This window comes from Mesorhizobium sp. BHscii, from assembly GCF_053848065.1.
The window spans coordinates 202,731-223,714 of sequence record NZ_JBSPKW010000009.1; the positions used below are offsets into that span (position 1 = coordinate 202,731).

19 protein-coding genes are annotated in these 20,984 nt (G+C 62.4%); 6 read left to right on the forward strand and 13 right to left on the reverse strand.

All coding sequences use genetic code 11. The annotated features are described in order from the left end of the window. Positions 1–57: 57 nt before the first annotated feature. From ACWTU7_RS15320 to ACWTU7_RS15365, 10 genes are all read right to left on the reverse strand, one after another. On the reverse strand, positions 58–687 hold the full coding sequence (locus ACWTU7_RS15320) for a sarcosine oxidase subunit gamma (protein ID WP_455839013.1): 630 nt from the start codon (positions 685–687) through the stop codon (positions 58–60). After that, entirely contained in the window at positions 680–3,664 is a 2,985-nt protein-coding gene (locus tag ACWTU7_RS15325) for a sarcosine oxidase subunit alpha (protein ID WP_455839014.1), read from the reverse strand. The genes ACWTU7_RS15320 and ACWTU7_RS15325 overlap by 8 nt, the downstream gene beginning before the upstream one ends. Continuing rightward, positions 3,664–3,939, reverse strand: a complete 276-nt coding sequence (locus ACWTU7_RS15330) for a sarcosine oxidase subunit delta (RefSeq protein ID WP_287336482.1) — start codon at positions 3,937–3,939, stop codon at positions 3,664–3,666. The genes ACWTU7_RS15325 and ACWTU7_RS15330 overlap by 1 nt, the downstream gene beginning before the upstream one ends. Positions 3,940–3,955: 16 nt before the next feature. Next, on the reverse strand, positions 3,956–5,209 hold the full coding sequence (locus tag ACWTU7_RS15335; RefSeq protein ID WP_455839015.1) for a sarcosine oxidase subunit beta family protein: 1,254 nt from the start codon (positions 5,207–5,209) through the stop codon (positions 3,956–3,958). Between the two features lie 92 nt (positions 5,210–5,301). Next, on the reverse strand, positions 5,302–6,609 hold the full coding sequence (gene glnT, locus ACWTU7_RS15340; protein WP_455839016.1) for a type III glutamate--ammonia ligase: 1,308 nt from the start codon (positions 6,607–6,609) through the stop codon (positions 5,302–5,304). Between the two features lie 42 nt (positions 6,610–6,651). Further along, on the reverse strand, positions 6,652–7,980 hold the full coding sequence (locus ACWTU7_RS15345; protein WP_455839017.1) for an FMN-binding glutamate synthase family protein: 1,329 nt from the start codon (positions 7,978–7,980) through the stop codon (positions 6,652–6,654). Positions 7,981–7,986: 6 nt separating this feature from the next. Then, positions 7,987–8,733, reverse strand: coding sequence for a GltB/FmdC/FwdC-like GXGXG domain-containing protein (locus ACWTU7_RS15350; protein ID WP_165778378.1), 747 nt, complete (start codon positions 8,731–8,733; stop codon positions 7,987–7,989). Positions 8,734–8,737: 4 nt separating this feature from the next. Continuing rightward, a complete protein-coding gene (locus ACWTU7_RS15355; RefSeq protein WP_029355349.1) occupies positions 8,738–9,634 on the reverse strand; it encodes a class II glutamine amidotransferase in 897 nt (298 codons plus the stop codon). A 131-nt stretch (positions 9,635–9,765) separates the two neighbouring features. Beyond that, entirely contained in the window at positions 9,766–9,984 is a 219-nt protein-coding gene (locus ACWTU7_RS15360) for a hypothetical protein (protein WP_029355351.1), read from the reverse strand. A 22-nt stretch (positions 9,985–10,006) separates the two neighbouring features. After that, positions 10,007–11,404, reverse strand: a complete 1,398-nt coding sequence (locus ACWTU7_RS15365; RefSeq protein WP_455839018.1) for an ammonium transporter — start codon at positions 11,402–11,404, stop codon at positions 10,007–10,009. A 167-nt stretch (positions 11,405–11,571) separates the two neighbouring features. Here ACWTU7_RS15365 and ACWTU7_RS15370 point away from each other — a divergent pair, with 167 nt between their 5' ends. From ACWTU7_RS15370 to ACWTU7_RS15385, 4 genes are read left to right on the forward strand one after another with little or no spacing between them, the layout of a single operon-like run. Further along, the gene (locus tag ACWTU7_RS15370; RefSeq protein WP_065008329.1) at positions 11,572–12,705 is read left to right on the forward strand and encodes an aminomethyltransferase family protein; all 1,134 of its coding nucleotides are present in this window, start codon (positions 11,572–11,574) and stop codon (positions 12,703–12,705) included. A 14-nt stretch (positions 12,706–12,719) separates the two neighbouring features. Continuing rightward, positions 12,720–13,316, forward strand: coding sequence for a dimethylamine monooxygenase subunit DmmA family protein (locus ACWTU7_RS15375; protein ID WP_455839019.1), 597 nt, complete (start codon positions 12,720–12,722; stop codon positions 13,314–13,316). Beyond that, positions 13,313–14,278 carry a PDR/VanB family oxidoreductase gene (locus ACWTU7_RS15380; RefSeq protein WP_287097359.1) on the forward strand — a complete coding sequence of 322 codons (966 nt, stop codon included), beginning with the start codon at positions 13,313–13,315 and terminating at the stop codon, positions 14,276–14,278. Before ACWTU7_RS15375 ends, ACWTU7_RS15380 begins: the two co-directional genes overlap by 4 nt. Positions 14,279–14,287: 9 nt before the next feature. Beyond that, positions 14,288–15,328 carry a heme-dependent oxidative N-demethylase family protein gene (locus ACWTU7_RS15385; protein WP_455839020.1) on the forward strand — a complete coding sequence of 347 codons (1,041 nt, stop codon included), beginning with the start codon at positions 14,288–14,290 and terminating at the stop codon, positions 15,326–15,328. A gap of 213 nt (positions 15,329–15,541) precedes the next feature. On the opposite strand, the gene ACWTU7_RS15390 is transcribed toward ACWTU7_RS15385, so the two are convergent. Then, positions 15,542–16,249, reverse strand: coding sequence for a helix-turn-helix domain-containing protein (locus tag ACWTU7_RS15390; RefSeq protein ID WP_455839021.1), 708 nt, complete (start codon positions 16,247–16,249; stop codon positions 15,542–15,544). Between the two features lie 255 nt (positions 16,250–16,504). On the opposite strand from ACWTU7_RS15390, the gene ACWTU7_RS15395 reads away from it, so the two are divergent. Further along, the gene (locus tag ACWTU7_RS15395; protein ID WP_127208257.1) at positions 16,505–17,863 is read left to right on the forward strand and encodes an NAD(P)-binding domain-containing protein; all 1,359 of its coding nucleotides are present in this window, start codon (positions 16,505–16,507) and stop codon (positions 17,861–17,863) included. A 186-nt stretch (positions 17,864–18,049) separates the two neighbouring features. Here the strand turns inward: ACWTU7_RS15395 and ACWTU7_RS15400 are convergent, their stop codons facing one another. Next, entirely contained in the window at positions 18,050–19,075 is a 1,026-nt protein-coding gene (locus tag ACWTU7_RS15400; RefSeq protein WP_455839022.1) for a serine hydrolase domain-containing protein, read from the reverse strand. Positions 19,076–19,369: 294 nt separating this feature from the next. Here ACWTU7_RS15400 and ACWTU7_RS15405 point away from each other — a divergent pair, with 294 nt between their 5' ends. After that, positions 19,370–20,023, forward strand: coding sequence for a gamma-glutamylcyclotransferase (locus ACWTU7_RS15405; protein ID WP_455839023.1), 654 nt, complete (start codon positions 19,370–19,372; stop codon positions 20,021–20,023). Between the two features lie 157 nt (positions 20,024–20,180). On the opposite strand, the gene ACWTU7_RS15410 is transcribed toward ACWTU7_RS15405, so the two are convergent. After that, entirely contained in the window at positions 20,181–20,783 is a 603-nt protein-coding gene (locus ACWTU7_RS15410; RefSeq protein WP_084831681.1) for a sulfotransferase family protein, read from the reverse strand. Positions 20,784–20,984 lie beyond the last annotated feature (201 nt).

Consider the following 20,984-nt stretch of genomic DNA (forward strand, 5'->3'; position numbering starts at 1 on the left):
AAGGCCGGATTTGGCAAGGTGAGGCTTCGTGCCGGCCGCAGACACGCGGATGAAACTTTACGCGAATTCCTCGGAATGCCTGATGTCGACGCCGTATTCGGCGCCGGCGTCGAGGATCGTGTGCCACAAGCTTTCGGCGAAGGTTGCAAACAGCAGAAGATTGAACACCGCCTGCCCATCCGGCCGGTCATCGCCGCGCCAGAGATTGACGCTGGTATGGTCGATTGACGTCGTGGCAGCGGCGCCGATCGGAAATGCTGCCGGGTGCAGATCGATCGACGACAATTTCGCCAGCATGGTGCGCGCCTTGGCTCCCGAGACGCTGATCCAGGCGCGCGCATGCGACTGGTCCGACAGCGAGGCGGATTGCGAAAACGCCTGGCTCAATGTGTTTATCTTGTACTTACCGCCCTTCGATAAGACGAGGAACTGATCCGGTCCCGACCAGATGAGCATCACGTCCGAAGCGCTGACCGCCTTCGGCACATCCGGAGCCGCCATGCCGAAACGGGCTGTGGTGGCGCTTGCCAGTTCCGCTCCTTTGCCGTGCCGCGCCATCACCTGGATCAACTCGAAATTACGAACTTCAGTGAGGAAAATGCCAGGCGCGACCTCGCGCGCGCCATAAGCGCCCGCAACAAGCCCGTGCTCCAGCGGACTGCGGGGAAGCCACGAAAATTCAGCCACGCTGGCGCCCTCCATCCGGATCGTAAAAGACGGGATTGCACAGCTCGACATCGTAATCCTCGCCGCGGAGCGGGTCATGCGCATGGACGATCTCGCCGATCCGCTCGCGGCCGCGCTCGACAAGCGCCAGCCCAATCCACTGGTCGAGCGTCGGCGAGAAGCAGACCGACGTGACATAACCCTGATCGTTGGCGAAACCTGGTATCTCGCCCTTCGGAATGACATGTGCGCCGGAGCGCAGGCGGCGCGTCTTGTCGGTCGGTTTGATGCCAACCACGACCTGCCGATCCGCTGCCGCCAGCGCCTCGCGCCCGGCCATGACGCGGCCGATAAAATCCTTCTTGGTCGACATCATCTTGCCAAGCCCGAGGTCGGCGGCCGTCGTCGTGCCATTCAGCTCCGGTCCGGCGACATGGCCCTTTTCGATGCGCATGACGCCGAGCGCCTCGGTGCCATAAGGCGTCACGCCGAATTGTTTGCCGGCCAGCATCAGATTGCGCACCAGCGCGTCGCCGTAGCGGGCGGGAACGGAAATCTCGAACGCCATCTCGCCGGAGAACGAGATGCGGAACAGCCGTGCCTTGATGCCGCCGCGAAGCGCTACTTCCCGCGCCCCCATGAACGGAAAGCCCTCATTCGACAAATCCTCGGCTGGATCGATCATTTCGCGAAGCAGGTCCCGGGTCTTCGGCCCGGCGATCGAGAATTGCGCCCACTGGTCGGAGACGGATGTCAGCTGCACGTCGAGTTGAGGAAACAGCACCTGCCGGCAGAATTCGAGATGCTGCATCACCGGCCCGGCTTTGGCGGTGGTGGTGGTCAGAAAATAATGGTCCTCGGCCAGCCGCGACGTGGTGCCGTCGTCATAGACCATGCCGTCCTCCCGCAGCATCAGCCCGTAGCGCGCTTTTCCCACCGCAAGATTGGAGAAGGTGTTGATGTAGACGCGGTCGAGGAAGGCGCCGGCATCCGGTCCGTGCACGTCGATCTTGCCAAGCGTCGAGACGTCGCAGAAGCCGACGCCAGAGCGCACCGCCTTGACCTCGCGGGTGACCGATTCCAGCCAGTCCTTCTCGCCGGCGCGCGGATACCATTGCGCACGCTTCCACAGGCCGGTGTCGACGAACACCGCGCCCTGTTCGGCTGCCCAGTGATGCGATGGCGTCAGCCTTGTCGCATGGAAGTACTCATCGCGATGATGGCCGGCAAAGGCGCCGATGGCGACCGGCACATAGGGCGGACGGTAGATCGTCGTGCCGGTCTCGGGAATGGACTTGCCTGATACCGCCGCCAGGATGGCGAGGCCGGCGACGTTCGAGGTCTTGCCCTGGTCGGTGGCCATGCCGAGCGTCGTATAGCGCTTGAGATGCTCGACCGATTCAAAGCCTTCGCGCTGCGCCAGTTCGATGTCGGAAGCGGTGACATCATGCTGGTAATCGACAAAGGCCTTCCCTTTGCCGGCGACATGCCAGAGCGGAGTCAGTGAAAAAGCCTCGTCGTCGGCGACTGGCGGCGTGCCGGCATTGCCGTTGTGTCCGGCACTGTGTGCCGCTGCCGCACCGGCGGCAAACCCTTGGCTCAGGCATGCGCCGAGGCCGAAGGCGCCGTTGGCAGCACCGGCGGCCACCATGCCCGGAGGGGCGCCGTCCGGCACGAAGGCTGATATATCGTCCTGCCATTTCGGCCGGCCGCGATGGTATGAGGTCAGCCCGACCGCCGGGTTCCAGCCGCCGGAAACGGCAAGTCCGTCGGCTTCGACTTCCGCGCGTGCGCCGCCGGTCAGCGATATCGAGATTTTCCTGACACCGTCCTTGCCGCCTTCGACACCGGCGACCGAACCGTTCAGCACGGGAAAGCCGGCTTTGGCGGCAAGCGCGCGATGCGCGGCGAACACATCTGGGCGAGCATCGACGACGGCCGCGATCTGCAATCCGGCACTGAGCGCGGTCTCGACCGTGCGCCAGCCATCCTCATTGTTGGTGAACAGGGCGATCCTCTTCGCAGGGGTCGCCGCATAGCGCGCGACGTAGGTCCGCATCGCCGAAGCCATCATCACGCCGGGCGTGTCATTGCCGGCAAAGACGATTGGCCGTTCGATGGCGCCGGCGGCAACGACACAGCGCTTGGCCACGATCCGCCACAGCCGCTGGCGCACCTGGTGTTCGGGCGGCGAGGGCAGATGATCGTTGACCCGTTCGATTGCCCCGTAAGTCCCGCCATCATAGACGCCGAACAGCGTCGTGCGGTTCATGATGCGAACATCGGGCAGCGTGGCGAGTTCGGCCAGGGTGCGGGAAATCCATTCGGCCGCCGGCATTCCGTCGATCGTGCCGCCGTCGGCAAGCAGGCGGCCGCCGAGCGCAAAATCTTCCTCGCACAGGATGACGCGGGCGCCGCAGCGCCCCGCGGCGAGCGCTGCCGCCAGCCCGGCTGGGCCGGAGCCGGCGATCAGTACGTCGCAATACGCCCAGGCCTTGTCGTAATGGTCGGGATCGGCGACGCCAGGTGTGCGTCCAAGCCCTGCGGCGCGGCGGATCGCCGGCTCGTAGATCGCTTCCCAGAACTTCGCCGGCCACATGAAGGTCTTGTAGTAGAAGCCGGCGACGAAGATCGGCGAGAACAGCTGGTTCACCGCCATCAGGTCGTGGCGCAGCGACGGCCAGCAGTTCTGGCTGGCCGCTTCCAGACCGTCATAAAGTTCTGCCGTGGTCGCCTTGGTGTTCGGCTCGCGCCGCGCGCCCGTGCGTAGCTCGACCAGCGCGTTGGGTTCTTCCGAGCCTGATGTCAGGATGCCGCGCGGCCGGTGGTATTTAAACGAGCGGCCGACCAGCTTGACGCCATTGGCGATCAGCGCCGAGGCAAGCGTGTCGCCCTGGAAGCCGGCAAAGGTTTTGCCGTCGAAGCGAAAGTTCAGCGGCGCCGAGCGGTCGATGAGGCCGCCGCTCTCCAGCCGGTGCGTCTGCGCGTGACTAACCATCAGGCGCCAACCTTTGCAGCGCCTGCGCCCGCCGCCGGCTCGACCGAGGAAATCTCATGTGTCAGCGTGTTGCGGGTGATCTTCAGCCAGGCCCGGCAGCCGCCAGCATGGTACCAATGTTCGCTCATCGCACCGGCAATGTTGTCGCGCAGATAAACATAGTCGAAGACGTCGTCCTCCGGGGCGCCGGCTGCCGGACGAACCGGCTTGGCGTCGCCGAGATAGCTGAACTCGCCGAGTTCGCGTTCGCCGCAGAAGGGACAGACAATACGCATGCTTTTTGGACCGTCCTCAGTGTAGGTTCGGTTGGGCGCCGACGCCCTTTTCATCGATCACAGCACCCCGCCGGAACCGGTCAAGGCGGAACCGCGCCGCTTCTGTGTGCAGTTCGTCGCGGGCCAGAAGATGGGCAAAGACGAGGCCGGAGCCGGGCGTCGCCTTGAAGCCGCCATAGCACCACCCGGCATTGAGGTAGAGCCCGTCCACCGGCGTCTTGTCGATGATCGGCGAACCGTCCATCGACATGTCCATGATGCCGCCCCACTGGCGCAAGAGGCGCACGCGGCCGATCATCGGCATCAGCGCCATGCCGCCCTCGCAGACGTCTTCCATGACCGGCATGTTGCCGCGCTGGGCATAGGAATTGTAGCCATCTATGTCGCCGCCGAAGACCAGTCCGCCCTTGTCGGACTGGCTGACATAGAAATGGCCGGCGCCGAAGGTCATGACGTTGGGGAGCAGCGGCTTGATCGCCTCGGAGACGAAGGCCTGCAGCACATGGCTTTCGATCGGCAGGCGCAGGCCCGCCATCGCCGCGACACGCGACGAACTGCCGGCGACGGCCATGCCGACCTTGCCGGCGCCGATTGTGCCGCGCGAAGTCTCGACGCCGGTCACTTTGCCGTTGGCGTCGCGCGAAAAACCTGTCACCTCGCAATTCTGGATGATGTCGACGCCGAGCGCGCTCGCCGCATGGGCGTAGCCCCAGACCACCGCGTCGTGGCGCGCCGTGCCGCCGCGCCGCTGCAGCAGGCCGCCTTGCACGGGAAAGCGTGGATTGTCGAAGTTCAGGAACGGCATCATCTTCTTGACCGCCGCCAGGTCGAGCAGCTCGGCATCGATGCCGTTGATGCGCATCGTGTTGCCGCGCCGCGCATAGGCGTCACGCTGCGCATCGGAATGGTAGAGGTTGATGACGCCGCGCTGGCTGACCATCGTATTGTAGTTGAGATCCTGCTCCATGCGCTCCCACAGCTTCATCGACAGTTCGTAGAAGCCGGTGTTGCCGGGCAGCCCGTAATTGGAGCGGATGATGGTGGTGTTGCGGCCGGCATTGCCGGAGCCAATCCAGCCTTTTTCCAGCACGGCGACATTCCTGATGCCGTACTCGCTGGCCAGGAACCACGCCGTCGCCAGGCCGTGGCCGCCACCGCCGATGATCACCACGTCGTAGTGATCCTTCGGGCTGGCGTCGCGCCAGGTGCGCTGCCAGGTCTTGTGGCCGGAAAACGCGGCGCGGGCGAGGGAGAAGATCGAGTATTTCATAAATCTATTCCGAGATCGCTCGCGCCACGCAGGACCTTTCTTGGCGCATCGGAATCATCCGAAAACCGCTTCACACTTTTCGGTCCGATGCTCTAGATATCCAGCGTGTGGTCACGCTCCCACTGGGTGAAGTGGGAAGCATAGGAATTCCATTCCTGGTGCTTGAGCTTTAGATAAGCCGACGAGAATTCCTCACCCAGCGCCGCCTTGAGCGATTTGTCATTGTCGAACTCGCGCAAAGCATCGAGCAGGTTGAGCGGCAGCTTCGGCGCGCCCTCCACCGTATGGCCGAACTGGTACATGTCGATGTCGTAGCGCTTGCCCGGATCGGCCTTCGAGCGGATGCCGTCGAGGCCGGCGGCGATGATGACGGCCTGCAGCAGATAAGGGTTTGCCGCGCCGTCGGGCAGGCGCAGCTCGAAACGGCCGGGGCCGGGCACGCGCACCATGTGGGTGCGGTTGTTGCCGGTCCAGGTCACCGAGTTCGGCGCCCAGGTGGCGCCCGAAATGGTGCGCGGCGCATTGATGCGCTTGTAGGAATTGACCGTCGGGTTGGTGATCGCAGCAAGTGCGGAGGCATGTTTCATGATGCCGCCGAGAAAATTCTTGCCCTTAGCCGACAGACCGAGCTCCATGGCGTTGTCGGCAAAGACATTGGTTTTGCCGTCCTTGTCCCACACCGAGATATGGGCGTGGCAGCCATTGCCGGTCAGGCCGGGGAACGGTTTTGGCATGAAGGTGGCGCGCAGGCCGTGCTTTTCGGCAACGGACTTGACCATGAACTTGAAGAAGGAATGCTTGTCGGCGGTCGCCAGCGCATGGTCGAAGGCCCAGTTCATCTCGAACTGACCGTTGGCGTCCTCATGATCGTTCTGGTAGGGGGCCCAGCCGAGTGCCAGCATGTGGTCGCAGATCTCGGCGATGACATCGTAGCGGCGCATCACCGCCTGCTGGTCGTAGCAGGGCTTTGACGCCGTGTCGTATTCGTCGGAAATCGCCTTGCCGTCCGGCGAGATCAGGAAGAACTCGGCCTCGACGCCGGTCTTGACATGCATACCGTCGCCGGCCGCCTCGTCAATCAGCCGCCTCAGCGTGTTGCGCGGCGCTTGCTCGACCGATTTTTCGTCCATAATGCAATTGGCAGCAATCCAGGCGACTTCCGGCTTCCACGGCAGCTGGATGACCGAATCCGGATCCGGCACCGCCAGCATGTCTGGATGCGCCGGCGTCAGGTCGAGCCAGGTGGCAAAGCCGGCAAAGCCGGCACCGTCCTTCTGCATGTCGGCGATGGCTTGCGCCGGCACCAGCTTGGCGCGCTGCCCTCCGAACAGGTCGGTGTAGGAAATCATGAAATATTTGACGCCGTTCTCTTTGGCAAAGGCGGCGAGATCGTTCCCCATTGTAGTTCCTCGCTTATGGCATTCTTGGTGGTTTGATATATCTTAGAAGCCGTTCTTCCCCGGTATCCAGTTGGTGCCGGCCAGCGGCACGCCGGCCATGGCGGCGGCTTCGATCGTCAGCGCGACAAGATCCTCGGGCTCGAGATTGTGCAGGCTGTTCTTGCCGCAGGCACGCGCGATCGTCTGCGCCTCCAGCGTCATCACCTTAAGATAATTCGCCAGCCGTCGGCCGGCCGCTATCGGATCGACCCGTTTCATTAGTTCGGGGTCTTGCGTGGTGATGCCGGCCGGGTCGCGCCCCTCATGCCAGTCGTCATAGGCGCCGGCGGTAGTGCCGAGCTCGTTATAGTCCGCCTCCCAGCGCGGATCGTTGTCGCCGAGCGCGACAAGTGCGGCCGTGCCGATCGACACCGCGTCGACACCGAGCGCCAGCGCCTTGGCGACGTCGGCGCCGTTGCGGATGCCGCCGGAGACGATCAGCTGCACCTTGCGGTGCATGCCGAGATCCTGCAGTGCCTGCACCGCCGGCCTGATGCAGGCAAGCGTCGGCTGGCCGACATTCTCGATGAACACTTCCTGGGTGGCGGCGGTGCCGCCCTGCATGCCGTCGATCACGACGACATCGGCGCCTGACTTAACCGCAAGGGCTGTGTCGTAATAGGGCCGCGCGCCGCCGACCTTGACGTAGATCGGCTTTTCCCAGTCGGTGATTTCGCGCAGTTCCAGGATCTTGATTTCCAGATCGTCAGGCCCGGTCCAGTCGGAATGGCGCGAAGCCGAGCGCTGGTCGATACCCTTCGGCAGCGTGCGCATTTCGGCGACGCGGTCGGAGATCTTCTGGCCAAGCAGCATGCCGCCGCCGCCGGGCTTGGCGCCCTGGCCGACGACGATCTCGATCGCATCCGCCCGCCGCAAATCGCGCGGGTTCATGCCGTAGCGCGATGGCAGATACTGGTAGACCAGCGTCTTGGAATGGCCACGCTCTTCCTCGGTCATGCCGCCGTCGCCGGTGGTCGTCGAGGTGCCCGACAGCGTCGCGCCGCGGCCGAGCGCTTCCTTCGCCGGGCCGGACAGCGACCCGAAACTCATGCCGGCGATGGTAATCGGGATTTTCAGCTCGATCGGCTTTTTCGCATGGCGCGAACCCAGCACCACGCTGGTGTCGCAGCGCTCGCGATAGCCTTCAAGCGGGTAGCGCGAGATCGAGGCGCCGAGCACCAGCAGGTCGTCGAAATGCGGAAGCTTGCGCTTGGCGCCGGCGCCGCGAATATCATAGATGCCGGTCGCCGCCGCGCGGCGGATCTCGGAGAGCGTGTAGTCGTCGAAAGTCGCGGATTTGCGCGGCGTCGTCGGCGGGTTGCGATAGGTCATTGAGCCTCAATACGCGTCGGCGTTGTCGATGTTGAAATTGTAGAGCGTGCGCGCCGAGCCGTAACGCTTGAACTCCGCCGCCTTGACGCCGGTCGCGCCGGCACGGTCGAGAAGGCCCTGCAGGAGTTCCAGATGCTCTGGCCGCATCTCCTTGGCGATGCAGTCGGCGCCGAGGCTTTCGACCTTGCCGCGCACGAACAGCCGCGCCTCGTAGATGGAATCGCCGAGCGCGTCGCCGGCATCGCCCAGCACCACCAGATTGCCGGATTGCGCCATGAAGGCCGACATGTGGCCGATATTGCCGTGGACAACGATGTCGATGCCCTTCATCGAGATGCCGCAGCGCGACGACGCATTGCCCTCGATGACCAGCAGCCCGCCCCTGCCGGTGGCGCCGGCATACTGGCTGGCATCGCCTTTGACCGTTATCGAACCCGACATCATGTTTTCGCCGACGCCGGGTCCCGCCGAGCCATGCACGGTAATGGCGCTGCCGTCGTTCATGCCGCCGCAATAATAGCCGACGCTGCCGCGGACATCGATCGTGATCGGCTGGTCGACGCCGACGGCGACCGAATGGCTGCCTTTCGGGTTCAGCACTTCCCAGGCGGTCTCGTTCGAACCAGGGGTCAGATTGTGTAGCGCCTGGTTGAGCTCGCGCAGCGGCATTTCGGCCAGGTCGAAGACCGTCGACGCCCGACTCTGCTCATGGTCTTGCTCGCGGGTCGCCTTGGAGACGTTGATTGCCGGCATGAGCTCAATGCTCCCAGAAGTAGACGGTTGCGGGCTCGGGCTCCCAGACCCTCGCATTGTCGATGCCGGGCAGCTTGGTGAGCGCGCGATATTCCGAGCCGAAGGCGACATACTGGTCGGTCTCGGCCATGACAGCAGGCTTGCAGGCGATCGGATCGCGCACCACGCCGAAGCCGTTCTTGGTGCCGACGACAAAGGTGAAGAAGCCGTCGAGGTCGCTCAGCGTGCCTTCCAGCGCCTCGCCGAGATTCTTGCCATGCGCCATCTGCGAGGAGAGATAGGCGGCCGCGACTTCGGTGTCGTTCTCGGTCTCGAATTTCATGCCTTCGCGGATCAACTCGCGACGGACATTGTTGTGATTGGACAGCGAGCCGTTGTGCACCAGACACTGGTCGGCGCCGGTCGAGAACGGATGCGCGCCCATCGTCGTCACCGCCGATTCCGTCGCCATACGGGTGTGGCCGATGCCGTGCGTACCGGTCATGCTGCGCACGTCGAAGCGATCGACGACCGCTTCCGGCAAGCCGACCTCCTTGTAGATTTCGACGACATCGCCGGCGCCCATGATGCGGATATCGGGGCGCAGCGCCTGGATGGCCTCGCGCACTTCATCGATCTTGTCGGGCGTGGTCCTGACGACCGCATGCGTCGATTTCACTGCGATGTTCACCGGTGTTCCGATCGCCCTGGCGAGTTCGGCGTCAAGGTTGCGGAAATCGTGCTCCGGCTTGGCCGACTGGATGGTGATCTTGGCCTCGTTGCCGGATGGCGCTCCATAGATGGCGATGCCGGCGCTGTCGGGACCGCGATCGCTGAGCGAGATCAGCATCTCCGAAAGCATCGAGCCGAGCCGGGGCTCGAGCGACTTGTCCTTCAAAAACAGTCCGACGATTCCGCACATGTCAGGCTCCCGAGATGAGGTATGATTTAGCTGCTACCAGCTTCATGAGTCGAATTCAACTCGTATGAAAGTTTTTTTCATCTTGGACAAGTCGTCTCGCGCAAATGACGCGCCAGACGACCGTCGGCGACTTAATGGCGGTCGATCGCCTTTCTCGTCTCATCTCCAGTGCGATCCGCAGCCATATCGGCCTCGATTTCAGCACTCTCGTGGCGCGTCTGGAGGACGTGCCATCCGATCCAGAAGACGAGGCCGATGATCACCATCACGACTTCGGAACCCTGAAACGGGTAGATCGCGCCGACGTCCTTGAGGTCCACGGCCCAGCTTTCCATTCCATTGGTAGACATTGCGGTTCTCCTTGCCCGTTGACTATTTGATCATGGCTTTTTCGGCGGTTCCCACTTCGCGGACCGACGCCTCGAAAGCATGATTGAGGGCGAAGTCGACGCCCTCGAGTTCCACCTTCGCCGGCACGCGCAGGAGGTTCATGCTGTTGAGGATCTTGCAGACCACGAAGGTGGGGGCGAAACCGAGCACGAACATCAGCACCGCACCAGCGAAATTGCCGAGCGGGTTGATGTGCGCGAAGCCCTCATAGGGCGAGGACGGCTGTCCCCACAGCATGAAGCCCGCCACCACGACCCCGAGGAATCCGCCATAACCGTGCACGGCGACGGCGCCGACCGCATCGTCGATCTTGAAGCGGCGTTCGACGAAATAGTGCAGCTTGTAGCAGATGGTCGGGACGATCGCGCCGATCAGCAGTGCCTGGATCGGGTGATAGAGGTCATTGCCGGCTGAGGCCGAGATAATGCCGCAAAGCCCCATCGAGAATGTCCAGAAGGGGTCACCTTTAGAGACGATGTAGCCGGCCAGCATACCGCCCGACAGCGACATCAGGAAGTTGAAGGTGATCGCCGAGAGCGTGGTCGGCGCGAGATAGATGTTGGTCGCCGTCCAGGTCTCGCCGGTGATCTGGCCGGCAATCGTGGCCGGGCTGATCAGCGGAATGTTGCACGCGGCGTAGAAGCCCCAGAAGCCGGTGAAGATCAGGAACAGGCCGATCGTGACCAGCCACACATTGTGAGGTGGGATGGCGCGCGCCGTGCCGTCGGGCCTGAACTTGCCGATGCGCGGACCCAACACAATGAGAAAGGCGAGCGCCGCTCCGCCCGCGATCGCGTGCACGACGCCCGATGCATAGGCATCATGATAGCCCCAGAGCTTCACCATCCAGCCTTGCGGATGCCAGCCCCAGGACGCGTCGAGGATCCACAGGACCGAACCGACCAGCACCGCGACGATCCAGAACGCACCCGAGCGCACGCGTTCTATGATCGAACCCGAGATGATCGACGCCGTCGTGATGGAGAACAACAGGAAGGCGCCCCAGAACACGCCATTGAGGCGATGCCACAGCGCGGCATCGGTAGGGGTGACCCCCGTCTCGCCTGGATTGACACCGGAGAGGTGGGTGCCCATCAGCGGATTCCATGGTTCGGCAAATGGTGCGGTGACAAGTCCGCCGGCGATGCCCGGGCCATTGGGGAAACCGAAATAGATCCACCAGCCGAAGAAATAGAACGTGATCGTGACGAGCGGGATCGCCATCGCGTTCTTCATAAGCGTTTTCAGATGATTTCGCCGGCGCGACACGCCGACCTCGTACATGCAGAACCCGACATGGATCAGGAACATCATGACGATGGTCACCCAGTAATAGAATTCCGTGAAAATGGTCGTTAGAGCGTTGAGATTCCCTTCCATTTCATGTCCCCTCCGTTCAGTTGCGTTCCTTGCCTCTGAGTAAAACTTTTTGCATCTTAGTATTGCGCGCTTTTGGAGTTTTGAGTCAATATGGCGCAGACCGTCGCCGGGCTCTCAGTGCCCTTGAGCGGCGAAACACCGGCAATCGTGTGAGGAGAAGCAAGTCCATGACCGCATCCTGGAGATTTTCGACCTTGGCGGATCGCCATCGTGCGCTCGGTTCGAAGCTCGAAGACTGGAGCGGGATGGGCACCGCCTGGACCTACGACAAGAACGCCGACGAGGAGTATATCGCCATCCGCACCAAGGCCGGGCTGATGGACGTGTCGGGCCTGAAGAAGGTCCACATCACCGGGCCGCATGCCTCGCACCTGATCGACCTCGCCACGACGCGCGACGTGGAGAAGATCTATCCCGGCAAGTCGGCCTATGCCTGCATGCTGAACGAGGCCGGCAAGTTCACCGACGACTGCATTCTCTACCGCACCGGCCCGAATGCCTGGATGGTCGTGCACGGTTCTGGCACCGGCCATGAGGAGTTGCAGCGCGCCGCCATGGGCCGCGATGTATCGCTGCGTTTCGACGACAATCTGCACGACCTTTCGCTGCAGGGGCCGATAGCCGTCGATTATCTGGCAAAGCATGTGCCGGGCATTCGCGACCTCAACTATTTCCACCACATGCAGACCCGGCTGTTCGGTTTTCCGGTGATGATCTCGCGCACCGGCTACACCGGCGAACGCGGCTACGAGATCTTCTGCCGTGGCCAGGATGCCGGCACGATCTGGGACACCATCCTCGACGAGGGCAAGAGCGCCGGCATCATCGCGTGCCGGTTCACCACGCTCGACATGCTGCGCGTCGAGAGCTATCTCTTGTTCTATCCCTATGACAATTCGCAGAAGTATCCGTTCGAGAACGAAGGCCCCGGCGACACACTGTGGGAGCTCGGCCTCGACTTCACAGTCAGCCCCGGCAAGACAGGCTTTCGCGGTGCCGAGGAGCACTACCGCCTCAAGGGCAAGGAGCGGTTCAAGATCTTCGGCGTGCTGCTCGAAGGCAAGGAGCCGGCCGACGAGGGCGCGCCGGTCTATCGCGACGGCAAAAAGGTCGGTGTGGTAACCTGCGCCATGTATTCGCCGCTGGTCAAGAAATCGATGGGCATTGCCCGGCTCGATGTTGACTGCGCCGTCCAGGGCACCAGGCTCGAGATCCGCAACCAGAGCGGCGCCATCAGCGCGACGGCTGAGCCGCTTCCCTTCGATGATCCCAAGAAGACCAAGCGCACGGCGAAAGGCTGAGGCATACTGAGAGAATGGCAGCGAAAAGCATCATCAGCCGGCCGGTCTACGGAACCCTGTCCCCGCAGCCCGGCAAGCACCATCTTTTCGTGGCGGATGCAGAAGGAGCGCTGGCCATAACAGACCTGGCCGCCAACGCGCCCGATGGTTTCTTTGCCGATGCCCATATCATTTTCATCCCCGGCAATGACAGCAAGCATGTCGCCGCGCTCGAAGCGCTGAAGCCGGCGCAGTTCTACCAGGGGCCTTCCTTCGCCAGCGCCCTCCCGCGGCTGAAGCAGACGCTGGCCAACGCCCATATGGGCCTGCGTCTCTATCTCGCCGGCACCGAGGGGCTGATTGGCCAGGCCATGCAGGCGGCGCTCGAAGCCGGCATCGACCACACCTCCATCCAGACCGAGCACCGCGGCTCGCTGGCGCGCCGCATCCAATGCGTCCATTGCAAGGGCATCACCGAAAACGTGACGACGCAGCCTGCAACGTGTTCGCATTGTGGCCTGCTTCTTCTGGTACGCGATCACTATTCCAGGCGCCTCGCGGCATTCCAGGGCGTCTGCATCAATGCGGAAGACCGCAGCGAAATTCCTCCGACGGAGGAGATCTTTCGATGAGCACCGGCACCACCAAGCTTGACGTCGTGGTGAGCGATGTCGTCCCGGTCAACGAATTGGTCACGCGCTTCCATTTCCGCCGGCGCGACGGGCAGCTTTTGCCGACATTTTCCGGCGGCGCCCATGTTGTAGTGGAGATGCGCGACGGCGAGCGGACGAGGCTCAACCCCTATTCGTTGATGGGCTCGCCGCTCGACACACGCGAATACACGATCTCGGTGCGCCGCGACGACGTCGGCCGCGGCGGCTCGCTGTTCATGCACAGGCATGTCAGGCCCGGCATGGAGATGGTGATCAGCTACCCGGTCAATCTGTTTTCGCTCGATCTGCGCGCCAGGAAGCATCTGATGCTGGCGGGAGGCATCGGCATCACGCCGTTCATGGCGCAGACCGCGCAGCTGGCAGCGGAAGGCGGCAATTTCGAGCTGCACTACACCTGCCGCACCGCCTCGCTTGGCACCTATGCCGATGTGCTCAGAGAGCGCTATGACCGCCGCGTCAGGCTCTATCACGACGACCGCGACGAGCGCATCGAGCTCGACCGGCTGCTGTCGTCACAGCCGCTCGGCACACATCTCTACGTCTGCGGCCCGTCCGGCATGATCGGCTGGGTGCGCGACCGCGCCGCTGCGCTGGGCTGGCCCACCGAAACCGTGCATTTCGAGCATTTTGCCGCCCCGCAGCCCGGCGCCCCCTTCGACGTGACGCTGGCGGTCAGCGGCAAGACGATCCGCGTCGGCGAGCAGCAGAGCCTGCTCGAGGCGATCGAGGCCGCCGGCGTCGATCCGCCCTATCTCTGCCGCGGCGGCGTCTGCGGCCAGTGCGAAACCAACGTCATCGCGCATGACGGCAAATTCATCCACAACGACCATTGGCTGAGCGAGGAAGAGCACCGTTGCGGCAAGAAGATCATGCCCTGCGTCTCGCGCTTCGAGGGCAGGTCGCTGGTGCTGGAAAGATAGGAGGCGAGCTTGGGAATCACCTTTCGCAAGGAAACGTTCCGCGACGACTTCACGTTCAAAAACAGCCCGGAGCACATCAGGCGGTTTCCGTTCCCGTTCCACGAAGACAGCTACATGTATGCGGTCAATATCGAGCCGCATGTTCTGGGGCCGAAGGGCAGCGTGCTCGAAAACCTGATCGACGTCGACGAGCACTATGTCGCTGAGATGCAGGACCGCGCGCTGGTGCTGGCGGAAGACCCGCTGCGCTGCCAGTCGCTGCCGCACATGACGCTGGCTGGCTGGGACCTGCTAGAGCTCCTGATGGAACAGCAGGCGCTCGGTTATCCCGAGCATTTCACGCTGACGCGCGACGGCGACAAATGGCGCTGGATAAACCGGCCGCTCGGCATCGACGACAGCTTCACCTTCGGCGACGTGTCGACGCTGCCTTACGGGCCGATGGAATACATCACGCGGCAATCACAAGGCGATTTCTGCATCCTAGACCAGCGTGACGGCAACCTGTGGATGGACGCCGGCATGGTCACCACCCAGGCCGACTGGTCGCTCGATTTCGACATTGGCATGAACTTCTTCGAGTGGCACGCGCCGGTGCCGCTGGCGCATGAGAAGGGCATATTCACCCGGGCGCTGAAGTTCCTCACCAACATTCAGCAAGGCAAGCCGGCGCGGCGGCTGAACTGGACGATGACGATCAATCCGCGCCTCGACACCAGTCCGGAAAACTATCACAAATGGGGCCCGGACCGGGCGACGGTGACGCCCGAAAACGTTGGCGACAAGGTCCATCTGCGTGTCGAATTGCAGAGCTTCTGGCGGCTGCCGCGCTCGAACGGCATCGTCTTCCCGATCCGCTGCTACCTGATCAAGATGGATGAGCTGGTGACGCAGCCGAAATGGGCGCGGCGCCTGCACCGCGTCATCCGCGACCTTCCCGAAGAACTCGCCAATTACAAAGGCCTGACACGCTATCGGCGGACACTGGTCGAATGGCTGTCGAAGCTCGACGACGGCAGCCCGACGAGCCCGGGATTTGGGCCAGACTAAGTTTCTGCCTGCTATGCTTGTGCCGCCCCTCAAGCCCTGGGTTCCTCGCCCCCGCTAGCGGGGGAGAGGTGGCCGCGAAGCGGCCGGAGAGGGGGCTTCGTAGGGCGTAGTCCCCCTCTCCGTCTCGGCTTCGCCGAGCCACCTCTCCCCCACTTCGTGGGGGCGAGGAACCCACGCTGGAATGAGGCCCAGTCCTTCGCAGACGAACTCTATCTAACCCGCACTACTCTGCGGATAGCAGATGATCGAGAGATAGCGCATCGGCAGTTGCGTCAGCTGTTCCGGGCCGTGCGGCGCGTCGGCATCGAAGAACAGGCTGTCGCCGGGCTTCATCGGATAGAGATTGCTGCCATGCCGGTAAACAACCTCGCCTTCGAGCATGTAGAGGAACTCCATACCTTCGTGCTGGAAGGTCGGAAACACATCGGAATCTTCGGTCAGCGTGATCAGATAGGGTTCGACGACGACGCCGCTGGTGTTGGAGCCGATATGGCCGAGCAGATTGTACTGGTGGCCGGCACGCGTGCCGCGCCGCTCGACGTCGAGGCCTTCGCCGGCCTTGACGAAGACGGCGCTGCGCTCTTCCTCGAAACGGCGGAAGAAAGCGGTGACCGGAACACCGAGCGCCCGCGACAGTGCCTGCAAAGTGGTCAGCGACGGCGAAGTGATGCCGTTTTCGATCTTAGACAGCATGCCAAGCGAAATGTCTGTTGCAGCCGCAAGATCGGCGACGGTGATGCCGAGTTTTTTGCGAAACGCCCGCACCTCGCGGCCGATCGCGACCTCCAGGACCTTTTCGCGGGTGTCGCGAACGGCGTGCGGGTCCTGGGTCAGTGGCGTCCGGATCGTTACCACCCCCTTCGGCGATGGCTTGGCCTTGGCGGCTGCCCCATTCCTGAAATTGGAAGCTTTCTTCGCCATCTCGCCACCCGGTTCTGCGGATTTATTTCACTCACGGTGAACATATTCGGTGCGGATACAGAGCGCAACTGCGACAGCAACCCACTTTATGTCGAACGGCGGGCTCTCCGGATTTCGGCCGTCGGCGGTTTTGCCGAAAATCCGGTCTGGGGAAACGTGGTTTCAGCACAAGGCCTGTTGACAGCATCGAAGGGGCAATTACTGTCCTGTCAGTGAAATTTGTTTCGTTAGGGAAATGAGACCGGGAGGCTTTGCATGAAAAGTCGTGTTGCCGTCATTGGAGCCGGACCTTCCGGCATGGCCCAGCTTCGAGCCTTCAAGTCGGCAGCCGACAAGGGTGCGGACATTCCGGAAATCGTCTGCTTCGAAAAGCAGTCCGACTGGGGCGGCCTGTGGAACTATACCTGGCGCACCGGCCTCGACGAGCATGGCGATCCGGTGCATGGCTCGATGTACCGTTACCTCTGGTCGAACGGACCGAAGGAATGCCTCGAATTCGCCGACTATACGTTCGAGGAGCACTTTGGCCGTCCGATCGGCTCCTACCCGCCGCGCGCCGTGCTGTGGGACTACATCAAGGGCCGCGTCGAAAAATCCGGCGTGCGCCAATGGGTGCGCTTCAACAGCCCGGTGCGCATGGTGACCTTCTCCGACACGACGAAAAAGTTCACCGTCACCGCGCATGACCGCACCAACGACGTCACCTATTCGGAAGAGTTCGACAACGTCGTCGTCGCCTCGGGGCATTTTTCCGTGCCCAACGTCCCCTATTTCGAGGGTTTCTCGACCTTCAACGGCCGCATCCTGCACAGCCACGATTTCCGCGACGCCATGGAATTCAAGGACAAGGACATCCTGATCATCGGCCGCTCCTATTCGGCCGAGGATATCGGCTCGCAATGCTACAAGTACGGCGCCAAATCGATCACCTCCAGTTACCGCTCGAAGCCGATGGGCTTCAAATGGCCTGACAACTGGAAGGAAGTGCCGCTGCTGCAGAAGGTCGTCGGCAAAACCGCGCATTTCAAGGACGGCAGCACCAGGGATGTGGACGCAATTATCCTATGCACCGGCTATCTCCACTCCTTCCCATTCCTGACCGAGGATCTGAAGCTCAAGACCGCCAACCGCATGTGGCCGGACGGGCTCTTCGAGGGCGTCGTCTGGGAGAAGAACCCGCGGCTGTTCTATATCGGCATGCAGGACCAGTTCTACACCTTCAACATGTTCGACGCGCAGGCCTGGTTCGCCCGCGACGTCATCATGGGCCGCATCAAGCTGCCTTCGGCAGAAGTGATGGCGGAACACGGCAGGAAATGGCGGGCGCGTGAGGAAACGCTGGAGGACGCCGAGCAGATGATCTGGTTCCAGGGCGACTACACCAAGGAATTGATGGATCAGACCGACTATCCCGGCTTCGACGTCGAGGCTGTCAATCAGACCTTCATGGAGTGGGAACACCACAAGATGGAAAACATCATGGGCTTCCGCGACAATGCCTATCGCTCGCTGATGACCGGCACGATGGCGCCGCTGCACCATACGCCGTGGCTGCAGGCGATGGACGATTCGATGGAATCTTATCTGGAAGTGAAAGGGGTGGCGGCGGAGTAGCAGCTTCCTCACCGCACCGGGCTGCATGACAGCCTGCCCAGCTCGCAACCCATAGAACCCGTCAAATCCTCTGTGCAGAGGGTCTAAAGCGCGTCGCGTTTGGATGGGGTTCATGTGACGCGCTTTAAGTTCTTTTTATGCATGTCGTTATCGCAAAAACCGCTGCGCGCTTTTGCGCGACATGCGTTACTTGCTGCGAGCCTCGCGCACGTCTCTCGTCGCCTCAATGATCCGCTCGAGCAGGGCATGGAGATCGTCGCGGTGGCCGCTGCGGCCAGCGGGGCCGTTTTCATCGGATGTCATGACTACGGTCAACGCGCGCCCGGGCACAACATAGACCATCTGCCCGCCATACCCCCACCCGTAGAAGACCGCTTCGCCGGCGATCTGACGGATGAACCAACCATAGCCATAACCGTCACCGGTGAAACGGGAGGCGGTGCGTGGCTGCCAGGAGAGCTTGATCCAATCGGCCGGCACGAGCTGCCGGCCGCCGCGGCTCACCCCGCCGTTGCGGTAGAGCTCGCCAAAGGCGAGCAGCGAGCGCGGGCTCATGGCCATCTGGTTGCCGCCGAGATAGATGCCCTGTGGGTCGCGGTCCCAGGCGGCGATGGAAAAGCCCTCCTGCGGCCCCAGCCATTCGCGTGCCAGTTCCAGGGTTGAGCGGCCGGTCCGCCGCGTCAGGATCGCCGAAAGGAGATGGGTCGAGCCGGTGGAATACAGCATGGTACCGCCCGGATCGTCGTCGAAGGGCATGGCGAGCGCTGCCCGCACCCAGTTATCGCTTGCCACCCAGCGCCCGTAGTTTGGGCCGGAGGTCCGACCCAGCCCTGCCTGCATGGAAAGCAGATGACCGATCGTAACCTGCTGGAGCCGCGGATCCACGTCGGCGGGCAGGTCGGCCTGAAGAAGCGGAGCGATCTTCTGGTCAGTGCTGTGGAGCACGCCCTTGTCGATGGCGATGCCGACGAGCGCGGAGATGATCGACTTGGAGGCCGATTTTATGTTGGCAGCACGTGCCGGAGAGTGGCCGCGATAGCCACGCTCCGCCACCAACGCGCCCTCATGCGCGATGGCAACCGTGCGCAGCGGCGTCAAGTGCTCGGCCTCATCAAAGAGCTTTTCAAGCCGCTCCCCCAAGCCGTCCGCGCCGTGAGCAGCGACGGAAAAGATAAGGAGAAAGGCTAAACTCACGGTGGGGCGCTTCAGCATGAAACCAGCCTGGGACGCATTTCTGGCAATACAAAGGTGACGCGGGCTAGCAAAGACGTCTGCCTCGCACAAGATAGTCGGATAGGGCAGGCGTCAGGGGCAAGGTAGCGGCTATTCGAGCATCAGCAGCTCCACGAACCGGAGTTTCTGACCCGTTCCAGTCGTTCTCGCCGCGGCCTAATGGTGCGAATTGACACTTGATGCCTTGGTCGACTGCTGCGAGTGTGGCGAGCCATGGCCCCGAAACCAAGTCGAATGCGGCTAACGCCCGAGCTGGTCGCCAGAGTCCTCAGTGTGGACGATTCTCTGCCACAGCCCTTCACCGCGCCGTCCGACGCCGACCATGATGACACCGTCCGGGCGATACTTGCCGCCGCACCGTCAGCTGACGAGGTCTGGCTCTTTGCCTATGGATCGCTGATTTGGAACCCGGCCTGTGATTTCGTGGAGCAGCGGGTTGGCTTCGTGCCCGGGTGGCACCGCTCCTTCTGCCTCGGTTGGGACCGGTGGTTTCGAGGATCAGACAGGCATCCCGGTCTCATGTTGTCGCTCGACCGTGGCGGGCAGTGCAAGGGCGCGGTCTATCGCCTGCCGCCGGATGCTATTGAGGCAAATCTCGGCAGGCTCTTTCGTCGTGAGATGCGCGCCAAGCCGTCCGCTCATTCGCCGCGTTGGGTGAATGTTCGCACCGAGAACGGACCGCTCCACGCGATCACCTTTGTGATTAACCGGAACAGCGGACGCTATGTCCGCGGGCTGTCGCTGGAACAGATCGCCGACGCGCTAGCGCTCGCGTGCGGTCCGTGGGGTTCCATGGCCGACTATCTCCACAGCACGGTAAGTCACCTTGAAGGTATGGGGATTCACGACAGGCAATTGTGGCGTTTGCAGGAGTTGGTAGGCGAACGCATCGAAGCGTCGACGGCCGAAGATCTTCCCGCGAAATGAGCCAACGGGACTCAACCCTCAGACCATGACCACTAGTGGATTGAATTCATCGTCTGATGCCCTCGCGTGGACGTTGAGGATGCGCTGACCCTCGCAGGGGAAACCGAGATCTGACTACGATGGCGGTCGCGGGATTGCTCTGAGGCCAGGCCGCCGTTCAGCGCCCTATGCGAGCACGAAATTCGGCAGTCGAATTGGTGCGTGGAAACGGTTCGGTAGGCAATTGTACCCCGAGAAAGGCACACAGCGACTCCCACCCTTCGGAGACCTGATAGGTAAGAAGACGTTCGGAGGGTAGCGTGGCTCTCACCGCGGCGTTATGTGCTTCATAGACGGCTATTGCGTGATCACGGTCATTGAAGCGACCGCCAAAGACGCCATTGCCAACTACCGCCACACCGAAGGACTGTGGGTCATTGCTGCCAGCGTCCATGGCGAGTCCTATCGTTTGCGCCACACTGTTATACCAGGCTTCGGGGTCACGGACTGTGAGGACAACCTTTGCATCAGGGTAGTGATCGCTCACTTCGCGCCAGAAATGCGCCGTTGGCCAATCGACCGCGGAACGATAGCCGGCATATGCCACATCCCAGTTCGGGAGTTGTCCCTGGCCAGCGGCGCGCCACAGCACTTTCTGTTCGGGATTGGCATTCACGTCTGCCATGTGGTGGCAAGGCCCGAACCCAAGATGCTCTAACGCGAGCTTCAGCGAATATGTGCCGGTGCGGCCCATGCCCGCGCCAATGACATCTAGAGCCATAAGCATCCCCAAGGCGACTTCAATCGGTCAAAATACCGCTGTTCCCTTTATTTCGCTACATATTTGAAGGTTAGCTCCGGGTCGGGTACGGAACGTCCTCTTTCTGTTGTATCTGTCCTGAAAGCTGACCTTCCGCTTTTGATGCGGTGGACGGCTCTCCTCCGCCTTGCGGCTATAGTCGCTGGGCCAGAGCTGGAGGAG

Excerpts from the sequence above, each read along its gene's own strand:
- ACWTU7_RS15400 (WP_455839022.1), bottom strand. The coding sequence starts at position 19,075 with ATGCTGAAGCGCCCCACCGTGAGTTTAGCCTTTCTCCTTATCTTTTCC.
- ACWTU7_RS15360 (WP_029355351.1), bottom strand. The coding sequence starts at position 9,984 with ATGTCTACCAATGGAATGGAAAGCTGGGCCGTGGACCTCAAGGACGTC.
- ACWTU7_RS15380 (WP_287097359.1), top strand. The coding sequence starts at position 13,313 with ATGAGCACCGGCACCACCAAGCTTGACGTCGTGGTGAGCGATGTCGTC.
- ACWTU7_RS15395 (WP_127208257.1), top strand. The coding sequence starts at position 16,505 with ATGAAAAGTCGTGTTGCCGTCATTGGAGCCGGACCTTCCGGCATGGCC.
- ACWTU7_RS15345 (WP_455839017.1), bottom strand. The coding sequence starts at position 7,980 with ATGACCTATCGCAACCCGCCGACGACGCCGCGCAAATCCGCGACTTTC.
- ACWTU7_RS15335 (WP_455839015.1), bottom strand. The coding sequence starts at position 5,209 with ATGAAATACTCGATCTTCTCCCTCGCCCGCGCCGCGTTTTCCGGCCAC.
- ACWTU7_RS15350 (WP_165778378.1), bottom strand. The coding sequence starts at position 8,733 with ATGCCGGCAATCAACGTCTCCAAGGCGACCCGCGAGCAAGACCATGAG.
- ACWTU7_RS15330 (WP_287336482.1), bottom strand. The coding sequence starts at position 3,939 with ATGCGTATTGTCTGTCCCTTCTGCGGCGAACGCGAACTCGGCGAGTTC.
- ACWTU7_RS15370 (WP_065008329.1), top strand. The coding sequence starts at position 11,572 with ATGACCGCATCCTGGAGATTTTCGACCTTGGCGGATCGCCATCGTGCG.
- ACWTU7_RS15375 (WP_455839019.1), top strand. The coding sequence starts at position 12,720 with ATGGCAGCGAAAAGCATCATCAGCCGGCCGGTCTACGGAACCCTGTCC.
- ACWTU7_RS15355 (WP_029355349.1), bottom strand. The coding sequence starts at position 9,634 with ATGTGCGGAATCGTCGGACTGTTTTTGAAGGACAAGTCGCTCGAGCCC.
- ACWTU7_RS15390 (WP_455839021.1), bottom strand. The coding sequence starts at position 16,249 with ATGGCGAAGAAAGCTTCCAATTTCAGGAATGGGGCAGCCGCCAAGGCC.
- ACWTU7_RS15410 (WP_084831681.1), bottom strand. The coding sequence starts at position 20,783 with ATGGCTCTAGATGTCATTGGCGCGGGCATGGGCCGCACCGGCACATAT.
- ACWTU7_RS15365 (WP_455839018.1), bottom strand. The coding sequence starts at position 11,404 with ATGGAAGGGAATCTCAACGCTCTAACGACCATTTTCACGGAATTCTAT.
- glnT (WP_455839016.1), bottom strand. The coding sequence starts at position 6,609 with ATGGGGAACGATCTCGCCGCCTTTGCCAAAGAGAACGGCGTCAAATAT.
- ACWTU7_RS15325 (WP_455839014.1), bottom strand. The coding sequence starts at position 3,664 with ATGGTTAGTCACGCGCAGACGCACCGGCTGGAGAGCGGCGGCCTCATC.